At 28.0% G+C, this 19,140-nt stretch carries 9 protein-coding genes; 3 read left to right on the top strand and 6 right to left on the bottom strand.

From position 1 onward, the window contains the following. Positions 1-92: 92 nt before the first annotated feature. Together QM495_RS01540 and gdhA are read right to left on the bottom strand one after the other, a co-directional pair. On the bottom strand, positions 93-3,125 hold the full coding sequence (locus QM495_RS01540; protein ID WP_408670343.1) for a PEP/pyruvate-binding domain-containing protein: 3,033 nt from the start codon (positions 3,123-3,125) through the stop codon (positions 93-95). Positions 3,126-3,262: 137 nt separating this feature from the next. Then, on the bottom strand, positions 3,263-4,606 hold the full coding sequence (gene gdhA, locus QM495_RS01535; protein WP_408670383.1) for an NADP-specific glutamate dehydrogenase: 1,344 nt from the start codon (positions 4,604-4,606) through the stop codon (positions 3,263-3,265). Positions 4,607-4,899: 293 nt separating this feature from the next. Here gdhA and pheS point away from each other — a divergent pair, with 293 nt between their 5' ends. From pheS to QM495_RS01520, 3 genes are all read left to right on the top strand, one after another. Beyond that, positions 4,900-5,919: a phenylalanine--tRNA ligase subunit alpha gene (gene pheS / locus QM495_RS01530; RefSeq protein WP_408670342.1), complete on the top strand. Its 1,020-nt coding sequence runs from the start codon at positions 4,900-4,902 to the stop codon at positions 5,917-5,919. 103 nt (positions 5,920-6,022) lie between these two features. Next, a complete protein-coding gene (locus tag QM495_RS01525; RefSeq protein ID WP_408670341.1) occupies positions 6,023-6,424 on the top strand; it encodes a hypothetical protein in 402 nt (133 codons plus the stop codon). An 18-nt stretch (positions 6,425-6,442) separates the two neighbouring features. Then, positions 6,443-7,504: a lactonase family protein gene (locus tag QM495_RS01520; RefSeq protein WP_408670340.1), complete on the top strand. Its 1,062-nt coding sequence runs from the start codon at positions 6,443-6,445 to the stop codon at positions 7,502-7,504. Here QM495_RS01520 and QM495_RS01515 read toward each other — a convergent pair. From QM495_RS01515 to QM495_RS01500, 4 genes are all read right to left on the bottom strand, one after another. Continuing rightward, positions 7,493-8,389 (bottom strand): hypothetical protein, encoded by an 897-nt coding sequence (locus QM495_RS01515; RefSeq protein WP_408670339.1) that lies wholly within the window; start codon positions 8,387-8,389, stop codon positions 7,493-7,495. The genes QM495_RS01520 and QM495_RS01515 overlap by 12 nt on opposite strands. 393 nt (positions 8,390-8,782) lie before the next feature. Further along, a complete protein-coding gene (locus tag QM495_RS01510; RefSeq protein ID WP_408670338.1) occupies positions 8,783-11,386 on the bottom strand; it encodes a PAS domain S-box protein in 2,604 nt (867 codons plus the stop codon). A 37-nt stretch (positions 11,387-11,423) separates the two neighbouring features. Further along, positions 11,424-15,461, bottom strand: coding sequence for a PAS domain S-box protein (locus tag QM495_RS01505; RefSeq protein WP_408670337.1), 4,038 nt, complete (start codon positions 15,459-15,461; stop codon positions 11,424-11,426). Then, on the bottom strand, positions 15,458-18,979 hold the full coding sequence (locus tag QM495_RS01500; protein WP_408670336.1) for a PAS domain S-box protein: 3,522 nt from the start codon (positions 18,977-18,979) through the stop codon (positions 15,458-15,460). The genes QM495_RS01505 and QM495_RS01500 overlap by 4 nt, the downstream gene beginning before the upstream one ends. Positions 18,980-19,140 lie beyond the last annotated feature (161 nt).

Here is a 19,140-nt window from a genome sequence, read left to right as displayed (position 1 = left end):
GTTGCAAATCTTTATTAAAAATTAATAAAATACTTTGAAATCTACTTCTAAATTATTAAATCAATAACCAAATATTAATATTTAACTGTTCATTACATAAACCCTTCTGGTGGTAAATCTTCCATTGAATCTTCTAAAGATTCTCTGTTTTCTAGGAATTTATAATCTTTTTTAAAGATTGCAGCCTTATTACTTTTCCCCTCAATAACAATAGTTAAAGGTTCTTTAAAACAAATATGCCTTATAAACTCTCCTTCGCAACAAGCTTCTTGTGCATTTAAGTAATCTAAATCAAAAAAGCCATCATTAATGAAGGGGTTTATTGTTAAATAACCCACTTTAAATGATGTTAAATTTTGAAAAAAGTGTGTCCCTTGACTTGGATCAATTCTATAATCATTCAAACCTGCTTCAACAATAATTTTTGCAGCAGATATTTGTGGCCATATTACGGGGATTCCCAGCCAAGGATCACTTGAACCCCATCTTCCTGGGCCAACTAAAACATATTGTTTATCCGCTTCTAAAAACTTTTTATTCATTTTTTCAACGGCAGCTGCAATTTCTCTAGTATTTGCACTATTAAAAGTTTCCGGTTTTACATAAACAAAATCATAAATACCTTCATATTTTCCATTTCCAAGTGCTGATTCTGAATAAATTATAGTGTCTTTTGTGTCTATATTTTTAGGGAGTTCACTTGTGGCTTCATAGCTTTCTATAATTGGCCTAATTTGTAAAAAACTAAACTCTTTAGGTTGCCCTATTGGTACATCTAACTTTACAGCAAATTCAATTTCTATCGGGTTTCTCATTTCACGCTGACCAATGCGTAACAAATCTTGTAAAATTTCTGGTAGTGGAAACGTTTTATATTTTAATACATTGTCGAATGTAATTAATCTTATTCCATCATGTAAGGTTCCTGGTTTTATTATATTGTTTTGTAAATCGTAGGTTGAAGCTACAAATTTTAATGAACCGTGTTTTTCAGCACGTCTAATCGTAATTTTCTTTTTATTAATAGACTCATTTGTAGAAGCATGATAGCTTTTTGGATCCATATCTAAACCGTATAAATATTGCTGAGTATCTCGTTGGGTAGAATCTGGAGAAGAAAGCTGAAGTACTTTTTTTGGATGCGCAGGTGAAAATCGTAAGGTACGGCCACCACCAACAATAATTTCACCTAATCCTAAAGCTATGTTTGCTATTCCTTCTTGAGGTAATTCATTTCCTATTGGATAGAAGTTAATGGAACGGGCTACTCCAGAAATATTTGGATAATAAACATCATTATATTGTTTCCCTGTAACTTCTTGTAAAATTACAGCCATTTTATCTTCTTCAATTGAATGTGATGTCGCTTTTAAATATGCTTTACTATTTTGAAAATAAGCAGATGCCATGACCGATTTTATTGCATTTGATACCATCTCTAGCATTTCAGTTTTATTGGCATTTGGTATCATATAGGTAGAGAAAACCCCCGCAAAAGGCTGATAATGAGAATCTTCTAACACACTTGAAGAACGAACCGCAATAGGTGAAATTGTAATATTTAAAAAAGCTTGAATATCATCTAAAACCCATTGTGGAAGTGGATTTGACACAAATTTATTTAAAATATCTTCATTATTATTACAATTAGCAACAAAATCAATTAATTCATGAGTTTCCATAAATTCATCAAAAACTTCAGTACTTACAACTACAGTTCTCGGTATTGAAATGGTTACATCTTTATATTTATGAAATAATCTATGACGTTTTAAAAATGAATCTATAAAAGCTAAACCACGACCCTTTCCTCCTAAAGATCCCTCTCCAATGCGTGAGAAGCCTAAGTATTCATCATATTTGTTTTTATTAAATTTAGCAATAACACCTCTTGCTCTAAAAACACGATATGCTTTAATTGCTTTTAGTAAAAACGCTCTAATATGCTCCGCATCATCAAAATCTTCATATTCAACTTTACTAAACAAATTAGCTAAAGGAAATAATACTCTTGATTTTAACCATTTTGAATATTCACTTCTTTTGGCATGATATTCTATAGAATCAAGTGTTACAGTACTTAAAGCTTTTTGAAAATTTTTTAAATCATTTACTTTTGTTAAAACTTTCATTTGTACTGGATCCCAAAATTCAAAAGCTCCAAAAGAAAAATATTTTGTGATGTATTTCTTTAATTCACTTCCTAATGTTTCAGAATGTTTGTATAAAAATTTCCCTTTTAATTCAGTCGCTAATTTTCTATTAATTTCATCTGAAGATTGTATTAAAACAGGAAAATATCGTTTAAATTTTCTTACATATTTTAATAACTCAAAACCGGCATATGGATTGCGCTTACCTTCTTTAAAGTAACTTACATCGGATATTACCCCTAAAAGATTGTGTTTGTATTTTTCAAAAAGGTTAATACTTTCTTCATAATTTGTAGCTAATAAAATTTTTGGTCGTCCACGCATTAACATCATACCTCTATGCTCATTTAATCCTTCAGACATAAATGAATAGGCTTGCTTTACTATAATTTTATAAATAATTGGTAAATATCTAGAGTAAAATCGTAATGAATCTTCAACTAATAAAATTGCTTTTACACCAATTTTATTGATATCATTTTCAGCATTCATTCTATCTTCCGTTAATTTAATAATAGCTAAAAATATGTCAACATTACCATTCCAATGAAAAATAAAATCTATAACTCCTGTATTTGAATTTGTTATTTTTTTTCTTAATTCAGATGAATAATGACTTAATGCAGCAATTGGAACGTTTGGAAATGCTTCTTTTATTTTTTTTGATGTTTCAAATGCTTTGTAATTTCCAATATCTAGCCAAGTTATAACTAAATCTATTTTATCTAACGTTAGTACTTTTATTGCTCTACGTGCTGAGTTAGCGTGTACAAAATTTGGTGGATATCTTAAATTTAAAGCTGTATATTCATTAAAAATTCGTTCATCAATTCTACCATCTTCTTCCAACATATAAAAATCATAGTTAGAACAAACTATTAAAATTTTATTAACTCTATTTTGCATTAATTTATTAAATGCAACATCTTCAAACTCATACGCTTTTAAATCTGGTAAAGGATTTTTAATCATTTTAAGTGACTTTATTTATTGTATGCAAGATAGAATTTTAACCCTAAATTAAAATGATTTTAGTCAGGTTAGTTTTGTAAATTTAAAAAGGAATGTTAAATAACATTCCTTTTTAAATTCTTATAATTAGTATTAAATTAAACCACGCCTTGTGCTAACATAGCATCAGCAACTTTAACAAATCCAGCAATATTAGCTCCTTTAACATAATCTATATAGCCATCATCCTGTTTTCCAAACTTGATACAAGAATTATGGATATCACTCATGATTTTTTTAAGTTTAGAATCAACTTCATCACGTGTCCAAACAATACGAAGAGAGTTTTGACTCATTTCTAACCCTGAAGTTGCAACACCTCCCGCATTTGAAGCTTTACCTGGAGCATATAAAATTTTGGCATTTAGAAATATATGAACTGCTTCTGGAGTAGATGGCATATTTGCACCTTCACATATAACGTAGCACCCATTTTTTAATAATGTTTTAGCATCTTCTTTATTAACTTCATTTTGAGTAGCACAAGGCATTGCTATTTCACATTTAATTCCCCAAGGTTTTTCTCCTGCAAAGAAGCTAGCATTTGGGTATTTTTTAACATATTCGTTTATTCTACCACGCTTATTATTTTTGAGATCAAAAATAAATGCTAATTTATCTGTATCAAAACCTTCTTTGTCATAAATAAACCCTGAAGAATCAGATAAAGTAACAACTTTAGCTCCTAATTGAAGTGCTTTTTCACAAGCATATTGTGCTACATTTCCAGAACCTGATATCGCAATTGTTTTCCCTTTTATTACTTCACCTTTTGTTTCAAGCATATTTTGAGCAAAGTATACTGTTCCATATCCGGTGGCTTCTGGTCTAATTAAAGATCCTCCCCAAGACATTCCTTTTCCTGTTAATACACCTGTAAATTCATTACGTAATTTTTTATACATTCCAAATAAATATCCAATTTCTCTTCCTCCTACACCTATATCACCAGCAGGAACATCTGTATTTGGTCCAATATGTCTAAATAATTCACTCATAAAACTTTGGCAAAAACGCATAATTTCTACATCTGATTTTCCTTTAGGGTCAAAATCTGAGCCTCCTTTAGCACCACCCATCGGTAAGGTAGTTAGCGCATTTTTAAATACTTGTTCAAATGCTAAAAATTTTAGAATACTTAAATTTACGGTTGGATGAAAACGTAAACCACCTTTGTAAGGCCCAATTGCAGAATTCATTTCAATCCTAAAACCTCTATTTACTATTATTTTCCCAGCATCATCAATCCAAGGAACACGAAACATTAATACCCTTTCTGGTTCAACCATTCTAGTTAGAATTTGTTTTCCATTGTAAATTTCATTGCTAAGAATAAAAGGAACAACTGTTTCTGCTACCTCTTCTATAGCTTGTAAAAATTCTGGCTCATGTGGATTTCTTTTTTTTACTAAATCCATGAATTCTTTAATTTGTGATTCCATAATTTCAGGTTCCATAATTTGTAATTCCATAATTTTTTGATGAATTTTTTTGGTTTTTATTATTTTACTACTCAAATGTACTTAATATTTAAATAAATATATCTATAAATAGAATTTAATTTAGGTGTAAATTATCCTATTTCAAACGTTTTCGCTTTGCTTTATATAACCTGTTTGTTTCATCTGTCTTAAACTATAATTTACTTATCAAAAATTCTTTGAATAGCATTGAAGTACTTATTCTTTTTTCAAAAAAAAATTGTTTAAATTTGCTGCCTAATTTTATATGTGAAATGTTAGATAAAGTAAAAGAACTGATTGGTGAAGTAAGTGTATTTAATGCAACTACCATAAATGAAATTGAAGCTTTTAGAATAAAATTCTTAGGTAAAAAAGGAGTGCTAAATAATTTATTTGTTGAATTTAAAAATGTAGCTCCTGCTGAGAGAAAAGATTTTGGACAAGCATTAAACACTTTAAAAAATTCAGCTCAAAATAAAGTAGCTCAATTAAAAGAAACTTTAGAAAATGCAACTGAACAAAAGGGCTTTTATGGAGATTTAACACGGCCTTCTGAGCCAATTGAGTTAGGTTCTCGTCATCCAATATCTTTAGTTAGAAATCAAATTATCGACGTGTTTTCACGTATTGGTTTTACCGTTTCTGAAGGTCCTGAAATTGAAGATGATTGGCATAACTTTACCGCGCTTAATTTACCTGAATATCATCCAGCACGTGATATGCAGGATACATTTTTTATAGAAAAAAATCCAGATTTATTATTACGTACACATACCTCATCAGTTCAAGTGCGTTATATGGAAAGTCATAAACCACCAATTAGAACAATTTCTCCGGGAAGAGTTTTTAGAAACGAAGATATTTCTGCACGTGCACATTGTATTTTTCATCAAGTTGAAGGATTGTATATTGATACTGATGTTTCTTTTGCCGATTTAAAACAAACATTACTTTATTTCACCAAGGAGATGTTTGGGAAATCTAAAATACGTTTACGTCCATCCTATTTTCCATTTACCGAACCAAGTGCCGAAGTAGATATTTATTGGGGATTAGAAACTGAAACTGATTATAAGATTACAAAAGGAACAGGCTGGCTTGAAATTATGGGTTGTGGTATGGTAGATCCAAATGTGCTTAAAAATGCTAATATAGACCCCGAAGTGTATTCAGGTTATGCCTTTGGAATGGGTATTGAACGTATTGCAATGCTATTGTATCAAATACCAGATATTCGCATGTTTTATGAAAACGATGTTCGATTTTTAGAGCAGTTTAAATCGGTATTGTAAAATTTTATCAAGCTGAATTTAGTTCAGCTTCTCATTAAAAATAGAACTAACTATCCTGAGATTCTGAAACAAATTCAGAATGACGGTTTTTATCAATTTTAAAATGAAAAAAGACATTCCAATTCCTGAAGTTACAAACGTTTTTATTGCTGTAGTTAAAGAATATAATGAAGAATTTCAATGTGATGATTGGAACGCCTACATTATTAACAACAAAGAAGTTGCTTTAGAAATGGTATTAATAATTTCAAAAGGTTACGATGAAGACACGTTGTTAGAAACTTCAATAATGCGTAAAAAAATTGAAATATTACCTTCAAAATCTTTTGCTAAAATTGAGTTAATACAAGGTGAGGTAGTAACTATTTCTAACTTTTTTAATGTTACTTTTTTTGAAAACAATAAAATGTATGATAAAAAATACTTATTTAAAAAAGGAACTATTAAAGAAAGTGCTTTACGCACCATTCCTTTATTAAATAAACGTGGTATTTTAGTAAAGTAATTCAGTTAATAACTAGTTATGAAATTTTTATACGTTGTCATTTTTTTAAGTTCTTGTTTTTTACAAGCTCAAAATATTCCACTCTATGTTGGTACTTATACCGGTTCAGATAGTGAAGGGATTTATTATTACGATTTTAACACAAAAACAGGTAAATTAACCCATAAAAAACTAGCTGTAAAAACTAAAAATCCTTCATTTTTAGCGTATGCAACCAATAGAAAATTTATATATGCTGTTGGTGAAGTTGCTAATTTTAATACTACTAATAGTGGTTTTGTAAGTGCTTTTTCTGTAACTGAAAACGGCCAACTTCAGTTTATAAATACGGTGAGTTCAAATGGTGCGAATCCTTGCCATATTGAATTAAATGCTGAAAATGCCGCTATTTCAAACTATACAGGAGGAACTATATCAATTCATAAAGTTGAAAAAAATGGAGCAATTAAACCTGCACATCAAATTATAAATCATAATACACCAAACAACAAATCTCACGCACATTCAACTCAATTTATAAATAATCAATTGTTTGTTGCAGATTTAGGTCGTAATTTTTTAGCAAACTACATTAGAAATAATGACACCTATTTTTTAAAAGAAAATTATTCAATGCCTCTAAAATCTGGACCTCGCCATTTTGAAATTTCTAAAAACGGTACCTATATTTATGTAATTAACGAATATTCTTCAACTGTGACCGTTTTAAAAAAAGAAGGTGAAAAATATATTAAAATTCAAAATATCAACACCTTAGATGAAAGTTTTGAAGGCGAAAGTTTTGGAGCTGATATTCATTTATCTAATAACGAATCGTATTTATATGGTTCAAATAGAGGTGAAAATAGTATGGTAGTTTTTAAAAGAGACACTACAACTGGTACGCTTCAAAAAATACAAAATATTAATGTAAAAGGTCATTGGCCACGTAACTTTACTCTTTCTCCTAATGGACAATTTTTATTGGTTGCCAATCAAAAAAGTAAAAATATTAGTGTCTTCAAAATAGCTATTAATACGGGTAAGTTAACTTATTTATACAGTGAACAAGCTCCAACACCCGTTTGTTTATTGTTTTAATTTAAAGTAGTAAATATTATCTGTATCACTAAATCTGAACGTTGTAAGATACCCACTTTTATCGGTATCAAATACAACTCCAAGTTCATCAAATTCAGAGTTTAAAACATTTACTTTTTCTGGCAGCTGCCATTTACCCTCTTTTTTTTGTGTTTTGTAAATGTTAAAAACACCTTTTTCTCTATTTTTTTCAACTAATTTAAGTACTCCTTCAACATTTTCGTATGTAAAACCATTTAATTTTCCGTTATACATATTTGATGAAAAATAAATGGTGTTTTTATTGTAAATAGTTGGATTAATAAGTTTAAAATCTGGGTGTGAAATGTAAATAACAGCTCCTCTTTTCCATTCGTTTTTACTATTTCTCTTCAATTCTAATAAATGGTATCTTCCATTTTCATTGGTTACAATCACCATTGTATTACCATCTTTTGCTATTGCGGGGTCTTCATAAGAAAAATAAGTAGTACATACGGGTAATATTTTAAGATTGGTAACTTTTAAATTCTCAATAACTCCTTTATAAATAGCTAAATTAAATACCCCAAACGAATCAACATAGCTAGAAGCAGAAGTAACATATATTTCATTTTTAAAAGTAGTTACTGCACCTGTTTGAAATTTCTTAGGGATTTTAATTTTTTTTGACTTAGACTTTAAATCTGAATAAAATAAATGGTAAAAACTAGCTTTATTTGAAGATGAATATATAAGGCCATTATTGTAAATTGTTGGAAATATATTTTTAATAGAATTGATTGAAATGTACGTTTCGTATAATTCTAAGCTGTCATTTTCACTTATAAAAACCTTTTCTTGGGCATTTATATTAAGTGCAAAAAACATTAAAATTGTAGCTAATTTCGTTTGGTTTTTAAACATAAATTTATCTGTTTTTTTGTATTCAGCCTCAAAAATTGTGCCTTTAAAAAGTAATTATTAAACCCGTTGTGCATTTTGATGAAATTTCGTCAATTCCTTTAGATTAGCAAACTGATAAAAACATCTAAATTTGTTAAAAGAAAAAGAATACGAGTGAATTTTAGCCTTTTTAGGCTTGAAATTAGTATCGAGAATAGGCTTTTCAGTTAAAACGGGTGTCATTCCTGCAAAGGCAGGAATCTAAACGCATCCTATTTATGGATTCCTGTCTTCACAGGAATGACAAAACAACTATAAAACGCACTAATTCAACAATTTGTATTATTTTACTTATAGCGAAGTGATGCAACAGTAAGTTTAAAGAATTAAAATGCACAACGGGTTTATTAACTTTTATTTTAGATAATTCTCAATTATTTTAAATAACATTTCTTTATTTATAGGTTTTGAAATAAACTCATTACAACCAGCTTCAATAGCTCTATCTTCTTCTTCTTTTGTTGAATAGGCAGTTTGGGCTATAATTGGTATCTTTGGCAAGAACTCTCTTATTTTTTTAGTTGCCTCATAGCCACTCATTACAGGCATTTTTAAATCCATTAATACCATACTAATTTTTGGGTTAGTTTTACACATTTCAATTGCTTCAACACCATTTTTTGCGTGTAGAATAGTGTATTCAAGCTTTAAAATATCAACTAAAAGTGTTTCTAAAAATAAGTAATTTACTTCTTCATCTTCAGCAATTAAAATTGTTGATGTACTCTTAATATTTTTTTCGGATTCTTTAAGATTGTTATAAACTGGATGATACGGAATGGTCATAAAAAAAGTAGCTCCTTTTCCTTTCACTGATTCTACAAAAATTTTACCTCCTAACAATTCGGTATTTTCTTTTGCAATTGACAAGCCTAAACCTAAGCCTCCAACATTTTTAGATAGCTCTTTTTCGGCTTGTGAAAACCTACCAAAAATTAACTCTTGCTTTTCTTTGTCTATACCAATACCTGTGTCTTTTACATATAGTATTAGTTGGTTATTTTGTAATTTATATCCAAATTCAATAAAACCTTCATTTGTAAATTTTAATGCATTTTCTATTAAATTACTTAGTACTTTATTTAGCTTCGTTTTATCAATTACAATTGTACTTTCTTTATCTGAAAGTCCTTTTTTAAGATATAACGGTGTTTTGTTTTCTTTGGCTTTAATATCAAATATTGAAAACAATTCAAACAATGTATTATTTAAACAAACATTTTCATTGAATGCTTTAACTTGTTTTGTTCCTAATCTAGAAATTTCTAAAATATCGTCTATAATTTGTAATAATTGTTTTCCGCTATTTCGAATAATCTTAACAAAATATTGTCTTTTTTCTACTGAAATTTCAGGGCTTTCTAACATCTCAGAAAATCCTAAAATACCATTCATAGGGGTTCTAATTTCATGCGACATATTATTTAAAAACTCTGTTTTTAAACGATCGCTTTCTTCGGCTGCTTCTTTTGCTTTTACTAATTCTTGCTCAATAAATTTTCGTTCTGTAATATCCTGTATAGTTCCTATAAAATTAGCAGGTTCTCCATCTTTATAGCTGATTTCTCCAAGTCCATGAATCCATTTTAAGGTTTGAGTATCTTTAGTTAAAATTCTATATTCTAAATCAAATTTATCACCTGTTTTAATACATTTTTTGAGCTCTATATCATTATTATTAATATCGTCAGGATGTACTATTTTCCTCCATTGATTAAATGTAATTTTACGGAATGGCTTTAAACCAGTTATTGAATTAAACGTCACTGAAGTTTTCCCAATTAGTGTTTTTAAATCTAAATTATAACTACCTAATTTTGCTATTTTTTGAGCTTGTATTAAATTATGTTCACTTCTTTTAAGGTTGGTAATATCTTCTTTAATTCCTAAATAGTTCACAATTTCTCCGTTTGTATCTTTAATTGGTGTAATTGTTATTTGTTCCCAAATAAGGTTGCCATATTTATCATTATTTTGGTATTCTCCTTTCCAAATTTTTCCCGAAGTTACTGTTTCCATAATATTCTTATGAAACTCTTTTGTGTGCCTGTTTGAATTTAAAAAATCTAATGGTTTTCCTTTTACATCTTTTAATGAATATCCTGTAATATCAGTAAATTTTGGGTTTACATATTCTATATAAGCTTTATTGTCGGCTATAATTACACTATTTGCACTTTGCGCAATGGCAACTGATAATTTTCTATTCTCTTTGGCTATTTCTTCTGCTTTTTCTTTGGCTAATTTTAATTCTATAAGTTGTTTAATTATTTTATTTTTTATGATAAAAAACGATATTGAAGCTATCATAAGAATTAATATTATTAAGGCATTAATTGTTCCAATTAAAATATAACTAATACGATCTAATTTGTCTGATTTCTCTTTAATTCTTTGTGTAAATAATACGAAAAACTCCTCAATGGGTTCTAGTATTTTATCTTTTTTGTCATGATAATTTTCATCAAAAAGTGTAGAATATGCCAATTTAATATTTGGAGAACCTTTTATGGTGAAATTTCCAGTACCATCATCAAATAATCCTTTTACAGCATGCATTGCAACTCTTTCAGTATATACTAAATTATTTAAATTTTCTTCAGCTATTTTAAATTTTGAAAGTTCAGTTGGTGTAAATCCAAACGATTTAATTGTATCGCTAAACTTTATAATATAGCCATTTCTCCAAGGTTTTTTTCCGTTAAGTATTTCTAATACTTCATGGTACTTTTGCTCCCAAATACTATCTTGTGTTAACACAGAAGTTCTGCAATAACGTGTAAGATTATTAGAGGATCTTTTAAATTTTGTGGCTATTGCAAACGCCTTATTTTGATTTAAGTTGTTTTTTTTAACGTTTGATTTATTATTAAACATTAAAAGTGTAAGTACACTTAATACAACTAATAAAACTATCAATAATATATGAAGCGTTGTAAATGTTTTTTTTAAGTTCATTTTTTCGTTTAAAGGTTATTATTATAAATAAATAGTTTTAACAAATCTCTTTAATTAAAAACGTATTTATAACGTTAACTAATGTTTCTTTTTCAATTGGTTTAGATATAAAATCGTTGCAACCAGCTGCCAATGCTTCTTCTTTGTCTTCAATAGTTGAATAAGCTGTTTGCGCAATAATAGGTAATTTAGCGTTGAATTTTCGTATTTGTTTAGTGGCTTTAAGTCCATTCAAAACGGGCATTTTTAAGTCCATCAAAATAATATCTATCGCTGCATTATTTTTACAAATTTCAATAGTTTCTCTTCCGTTTTTTGCATGTAAAATAGTACAATTTAATTTCATAATGTCTTTTAATATTGTTTCTAAATACATATAATTAACTTCTTCATCTTCAGCAATTAAAATAGTATAGTTATTATCTTCTTCTGTTGTTTCAATTATTTTATGTACTGGTTTAAATGGTATTGTTACAAAAAATGTAGCACCTTTCATCATTTCAGATTCTACCGTAATTTTTCCACCTAATAACTCTGTATTTTCTTTAGCAATTGACAACCCTAAACCTAAGCCTCCTACTTTTTTTGTCAACTCTTTTTCAGCTTGTTCAAAACGTTTGAAAATTAATTCATGTTTTTCTGGTTTTATTCCAATACCTGTATCTTTTACATAAATTTCTAAACTAGGAGAACTTGTATTGTTTTTTAGATTATAACCAAATTCTATAAATCCATTATTTGTAAATTTTAATGCATTTTCTAATAAATTACTTATTATTTTATTTAGTTTCGTTTTATCCGTATAAATAATACTTTGCACATCTGAAAGTCCATTTTTTAAATATAAAGGTGTTTTATTTTCTTTCGCTTTTATATCAAAAATTGAAAATAATTCAATCAATGTATCATTTAGTGAAACCTCTTCTTCTATTACTTTAACTTGTTTGGTTCCAAGTCTTGAAATTTCTAAAATATCATCTATTATTTGTAATAATTGATGACCGCTATTTTGAATAATATTTACAAAGTTACGTTGCTTGTCGGCATCTAAATCATGTTCAGCTAACATTTGTGAAAATCCTAAAATACCATTCATAGGAGTTCTAATTTCATGTGACATATTATTTAAAAACTCTGTTTTTAAACGATCACTTTCTTCTGCTTTTTCTTTGGCAATTGTAAGAGCTTTTTCCGTATTTTTTTGTTGGGTAATATCTTCAATATACAAATCAATATAATTAGAATCTAAAAAATAGGCGTTAGAGATTGAAAATATTTGATTTTTATAATTAATGTTTTTCTTGCTTGTACGTGTTCCTCCTTTTTCTATGGTGAAATTTAATAACAACTTAGGGCTTATTTTTCCTACTTGTAATTTTAAATCTGAAAAAACTTTTATAGCTGCCTTATTTGCATATAGTAAAATTCCCTCTAAGTTAATTCTTAAAATAGGGTTTGGATTTTCTGAAGGAAATTTTGCTAAACTCCTTATTTCCTCTTCAGCTTTTATACGCTCGGTAATATCTCTCCAAACACAATGTATAATTTTATTAGTTGGTTCATTTGTTATAGCGGTTAGTAAAACTTCTACAGGAATTTCATCTCCATTGCTTTTTAAGTGTATCCATTCAAAACGATGTGTTCCATTCTTTAAAGCTAAAGACATCATTTTTTCAGCTTCTTCAAGAGAGTTTAAACCATTTAATTGTTTTTTTGGTGATAATTTTGAAGGATGTACATTTAAAAACTCCTCTTTGGATACATATTCAAGTAACGAAGTAGCTGATTTATTACATTCAATAAAAATGCCGTTTTTAATAATTAAAATTGCATCTCCAGATTTTTCGTACAGTTCTTTAAATTTCTGCTCGCTTACTTTAGCTTTTCTTTCTGCTTTTTTTAAAGCGGTGATATCTATTACTGAAGCAATTGCATTTCCATGATTATCAATTATAGCTGAATTTACAATTGCTTTCATAGTTTCACCATTTTTATTAGCTAATTCAGTAAAATATTTAAATTCGGTTTTACCTAAAGCCATGGAGAGTATTTCTTTTTTAAGTGCTTTAAAAGCTATTTTGTTATCTGTTTTTTGCAGGTGATTTTTAAGTTCTTGTACATTTTTAATACCAAATAATTCTTTGGTAACTTTATTTACGTTTAAAATTTTTATTTTAGAAACACATGCTTCAATAAATTTAGGATTTTGATTGATATACGCTTTAATATCTGTTGTTTCTGTTTTCTTTTTATCTAATAATTTTATAACTTCAGAATAATCTTGTTCCCAAATGGAGACCGGACTTAGTTCAAATAAATTTTTGAAGCGAGAACTACTTTCTAATAGCAATCTATTCTTTTCAGATAATTCAAAACTTAGTTTAGTTAATTCTTGATTTTGATTTTCAGTTATTTCATAAGCGTGTTTTATTGAAGAAATATCTGTAACCAACGCAAACGAACCTATTCTTTCTTTATTATTATTATTATAAATTGGAGTAGATTTAAACAAACATGGTATATTTTCCCCTTTACTGTTTTTTAGTTCAATCTCATATTTTGAAGTGAGTCCTTTGGCTCTTTTTTTCTGTTGCGCTAATAATATTTTAGCATTCTCACTATCAACAAATTCAAAAACAGAAACGCCTATAATATCACTTTCTTTAAATCCTAAAATTTTACACATTTCAGGATTTACTTCTGTAGTTATATTATCTACATTAACCGACCAAAAACCTTCATTCGTAGTTTTTAAAATGGTTGATAAGTAGTTTTCGCTTTCTTTTAATAAATCGAATGTGATTTTTAAGTTTTCCTGTACCTTTTTTCGTTTGGTAATATCTTCTTTAACCGCTAAATAATTAGTAATGTTCCCTAATTTGTTTTTAATTGGTGTAATTGTAACTTGTTCCCAAAAAATAGTACCGCTTTTAGATTTGTTTTGAAATTGACCATTCCAACTATTTCCTGCAGAAATTGTTTCCCACATTTTTTGATAATATTCTTTGGATTGATATCCAGATTTTAAAATTCTTGGATTTTGACCTTTTGCTTCTTCCGCAGTATACCCTGTAATTTCTGTAAATTTTGGATTTACATATTCTATAACTCCATGAATATTAGTAATAACAATAGTATTTGCACTTTGTTCTACGGCAGTTTTTAGTTTTTTTGCCTCAACTTCTAATTTTTTTTGAACAGTAAGATTATTAAAAGCCGATATTCTAACTATTTTCCCTTTATAATGAGTCATTCTTGCTTGTATAGCTGCAGGAAATTTTGTGCCATTTTTTCGTAAAGCTGTTACTTCATAAGCTGTTTCATTACCCGATTTAATATTAGCATATACTAACTCGCGATCTTTTTTATCAATTAGTGTTGTGGCTTTCATTCCTTTTATCTCATCATCAGAATAACCAAACATTTTTTGAGCTGCTGCATTTTGCGCTATTCCAACGCCATTTTCTGATAAAAATACGGCTTCAAAAGAGGCTTCAGATAAACTTTTATACCGTTCTTCAGCTTCTTTCTGTTTTGCATTAGAAATTTCTAAATCTTTTATTTTTAACTCTAACTTATTTTTAAAAAGGTTTTTTTCAAGTACTTGAGCAACTTTAATAGCAATAATTTGAAGATTAATTTCTATAGACTTTGTTTCTAAAATTGGTTTATCGTGTACGATAGTAATTAAACCTATTGGCTCTCCTAAAGAGCTCCATAAAGGCACGCCAATATAACTTTGTGCGCCCATTTTTTTTAATGCAGTATCTTTAGAAAATAGCGTTTGTAAATTATTTGAATACACACATATTTTTTTGTTTATCACATTTTCACAAGGTGTATTTGCTAGTTTGTAAGTTATATTGGGTAAAAACCTTTTTTTTTCAAGAACAACTACTGTTTCAACTATTGTAGGGTTTTTAAGGGAATATTTATTAATAAAAACATAACTAATATTAAACAACGCTGCTATATGCTTAGCTGTATTTTCAAGGAATTTACTGCTTTGTTCTCGCTTGTCATTTTTAGCTAAAAATTCTAACGTTTGAGAAATTAAGATGTGGGTATTTTTCATATATTAGGAACAAACTTTGTAATTATTTTAAATAACGATTCTTTACTTATTGGTTTTGAAATAAAATCATCGCACCCAAAAGCTATTGCTTTTTTTATTTCGGTTTTCGTTGAATAAGCCGTTTGGGCTATAATTGGAATGTTTGGATTTATTTTTTTTATTGCTGTTGTTGCGTCATAGCCATTCATAATTGGCATTTTTAAATCCATTAAAATAACAGCTATTGAGCTGTTTTCTTTATAAATTTTAATTGCTTCTTTTCCATTTTTAGCATGTAAAACTGTACAATTTAATTTCAATATATCTTGTATTAATGTACTAAGGTACAAATAGTTTACTTCTTCATCTTCAACAATTAATACTGTTTGTTTTTCTTCTATATGTTCAATTTTAATATCCTCATCTTTAAAAATTGGTTTATAAGGTATGGTAACATAAAAAGTGGTGCCTTTACCTTTTGTAGAATCTACTGAAATTTTTCCCCCTAATAATTCGGTGTTTTCTTTAGCTATGGATAAACCTAGTCCTAATCCTTTTGTATTTTTAGATATTTCTTTTTCGGCTTGGGAAAAACGCTCAAAAATTAATTTTTGATCTTCTTTTTTTATCCCTTTACCAGTATCTTTTACATACATTTCTAATTGTCTTAACTTATTGTTTTCTATTAAGTTATACCCAAATTCAATAGTTCCAACATTGGTAAATTTTAAAGCATTTTCTAGCAAATTACTTATAATTTTATTTAGCTTAGTTTTGTCTGTTAGTATGGTACTTTGCTTATCTAAAAGTCCTTTTTCTAAATACAACGGTGTTTTATTTTCTTTTGCTTTGGTATCGAAAATTGAAAATAATTCTAGTAATAAGTTGTTTAAATTGACTGATTCTTCAAAAACTTTTACTTGTTTAGTTCCTAACCTTGATATTTCTAAAATATCATCAATAATCTGAAGTAACTGATGTCCACTATTTTTAATTATTTTTACAAAGTATTTTCTTTTCTCATCGGCTAAATTTGGATCGGCTAAAAACTCTGAAAATCCCATAATACCGTTCATAGGAGTTCTAATTTCATGAGACATATTATTAATAAACTCTGTTTTTAAACGGTCGCTTTCTTCGGCTTTTTCTTTTGCTTGAATTAATTCAGCTTCAATTAATTTACGATTTGAAATATCTCTTAAAACACCATGCATTACTTTATTATCATTTTTATTTGAAATTGCGGTGAGTAATATCTCTACTGGGAATATTTTTCCATTCTTTTTTTTATGTGTAAATTCAAATCTATGTGTACCATTTTCAAATGCAGCACCTAGCATTTCTTTAGATTTTACATAGGAATCACTTCCATCAGGTTGTATTTTGGGATATAAATCAGAAATTTTAGTTTTTAAAAACTTTTCTTTTGATGTATATCCAAACATGTGGAGTGCCGCATTATTAAGATCAACAAATTTACCATTCTTACCAATCATAATTGCATCTCCAGATTTTTCATAAAGTCCTCTAAACTTTTTTTCACTTTTAATAAGCTGTTTGTTTTGCTCTTTAATTTGTAGGTTCTTTTGTAATAATGTTTCTTCTACTTTTTTTTGTTCAGTAATATCTTGAATGGTACCTAACATTCTTATAGGCTTTCCTTCTTCATTAAATTCTAATTTTCCAAGCCCATGTACCCAACGTTCTTCCTTATCATTATTTCTTAGAATACGATATTCTTTATCAAAAAATTCATGATTGATAAGCACATTTGTTGATAGGTGATTAAACATCATTTTTTTATCTTTAGGATGAATTATTTTTAACCAACCATCTATATCTTTTTTGTAATTTTTATCAATACCAAAAAGGGTATCTAAAACTAGTGAGGTGGTCCAAAAACCTGATTCAATATTTAACGTATATGAGCCTAGTTGTGCTATTTTTTGTGCTTCGTTTAATAAAAATTCACTGTCTTTTAATTTTTTTTCGGAAATTTTACGCTCTGTAATATCGCGGGCAAAACCAAGTGTTACTTTTTCGTTATTTACTATGGCTACTCCAATTCTAATTTCAACAGGAAAAGTAGAACCGTCTTTACGCTTATGTATTGTTTCTAATGTTTGAGGATTATTTGGTTTTAATGTACTCCAAAGTTTTTTTGGATGTTTATCCTTAATAATATTAGCGTCTATTTCAAAAATTTTCATGGAAAGCAGCTCTTTTTTACTATATCCCAATGCTTTGCAAGCTAACTCATTTACTTGTAGTATATCTCCGTTAAAATTTGCCATATACATTGCATCACCAGCATTTTCTATAATAGTTTTAAAACGAGATTCGCTTTCAATAAGTGCAGCTTTTGATTTGTTTTGCTCTGTTGTATCAATAACTAAGGCTAAAAAATGTAATTTATCATCAATCTTAAATGTACTTACATTAATTTCAACGGGGTATAATGTTTTATCTTTTCGTTGGCGAAATGTTTCAAAACTCAGCCTGTCTATTTTTCCACTTCTTAAAGGTGTTAATTTTTTTAACGCTTCTTTATGATTAAATTGAGGTGTTAAATCTATTGGAGTCATATTTTTTAACTCTTCTAGAGAATATCCTAAGTTTTTAATTGTAATTTCATTAACAAATGTAAATTTTAAATTATCTGCATTAAAAACATGAACTTCATGTGTACTGTTTTTAATAGCAGTATTTAATTTTATTAATTCTTCTTGGCGTTTTTTGTTTTTAGTAATATCTAGTATAATACCTTCATAATATGTAATTTCTCCTTTTTCATTTCTTCTAATTTGAGTACGATCTTTTACCCATTTAATTTTTCCAGATTTGGTGATTATTCTATAATGTTTATGTTCAAATTCTGTTGAATTATTTTCACTATACTTTTTTATTTCGGCTGAAACAGCGTTTAAATCTTCTGGATGAATCAACTTTAAATAAGCTATTTTATTAGTTGAAAAATCTTCCGCTGTATATTCGAAAATTTGCTGCACATTATTAGAAACATATTCAACAAGCCAATTATTTTGATTTTTCCATAAAAAAACTACTGCAGGACTTCTTTCAATAATATGAGAAGCTTGTAAAAGAGTTGCTTCTACTTTTTTAATTTCTGTAATGTCTTCTCCTGTACTTAAATGCCCTATAATAGTTCCTTTTTTATTTCTTATAATTGCATTGTGCCATCTAATAATTTTTTCTTCTCCATTTTTTGTTAAAATTGGATTTTCGTTATCTTTTACACTTTCTGTTTCTCCTTGCAATAATTTTTTAGAAATTGACAGAATCTTTACTTTTGTTTTCTTTGGAAGAAAGTTATCAAACCAATTTTTACCAATAATTTCTTTTTCTTTATACCCTAAAACTTCACACATTTTTTGGTTTACGTGTGTTACAATACCCTTGGCATTTATTTCAACCAATAAATTTTGATTAAATTCTAAGGAGGTTTTAATCTCTTTTTTAGTTTTTAAAATTTCTACTTCTTTTTCTAATTCTAGGTATGTAGGTTTATTTTTAATCATAGATTTAAAATCTTACAAATTAGCACTCATTTTAGTTGTAAGAAGTTGTTATTAAATTTTTTAAATCTATCATTAGAAACAAGCCTCTAATACACTAAAACATAGCTATACATTATATAACCTCTAAATTTATTAAATTTAAATGATTGATTGTATGATAA

The organism is Lutibacter sp. (genome assembly GCF_046055765.1).
In the GTDB taxonomy this organism is placed as follows: Bacteria; Bacteroidota; Bacteroidia; order Flavobacteriales; family Flavobacteriaceae; genus Lutibacter.
This window is presented reverse-complemented; position numbering and strand designations above follow the sequence as displayed.

Excerpts from the sequence above, each read along its gene's own strand:
- QM495_RS01505 (WP_408670337.1), bottom strand. The coding sequence starts at position 15,461 with ATGAAAAATACCCACATCTTAATTTCTCAAACGTTAGAATTTTTAGCT.
- QM495_RS01515 (WP_408670339.1), bottom strand. The coding sequence starts at position 8,389 with ATGTTTAAAAACCAAACGAAATTAGCTACAATTTTAATGTTTTTTGCA.
- QM495_RS01525 (WP_408670341.1), top strand. The coding sequence starts at position 6,023 with ATGAAAAAAGACATTCCAATTCCTGAAGTTACAAACGTTTTTATTGCT.
- pheS (WP_408670342.1), top strand. The coding sequence starts at position 4,900 with ATGTTAGATAAAGTAAAAGAACTGATTGGTGAAGTAAGTGTATTTAAT.
- QM495_RS01510 (WP_408670338.1), bottom strand. The coding sequence starts at position 11,386 with ATGAACTTAAAAAAAACATTTACAACGCTTCATATATTATTGATAGTT.
- QM495_RS01540 (WP_408670343.1), bottom strand. The coding sequence starts at position 3,125 with ATGATTAAAAATCCTTTACCAGATTTAAAAGCGTATGAGTTTGAAGAT.
- QM495_RS01520 (WP_408670340.1), top strand. The coding sequence starts at position 6,443 with ATGAAATTTTTATACGTTGTCATTTTTTTAAGTTCTTGTTTTTTACAA.
- gdhA (WP_408670383.1), bottom strand. The coding sequence starts at position 4,606 with ATGGAATCACAAATTAAAGAATTCATGGATTTAGTAAAAAAAAGAAAT.
- QM495_RS01500 (WP_408670336.1), bottom strand. The coding sequence starts at position 18,979 with ATGATTAAAAATAAACCTACATACCTAGAATTAGAAAAAGAAGTAGAA.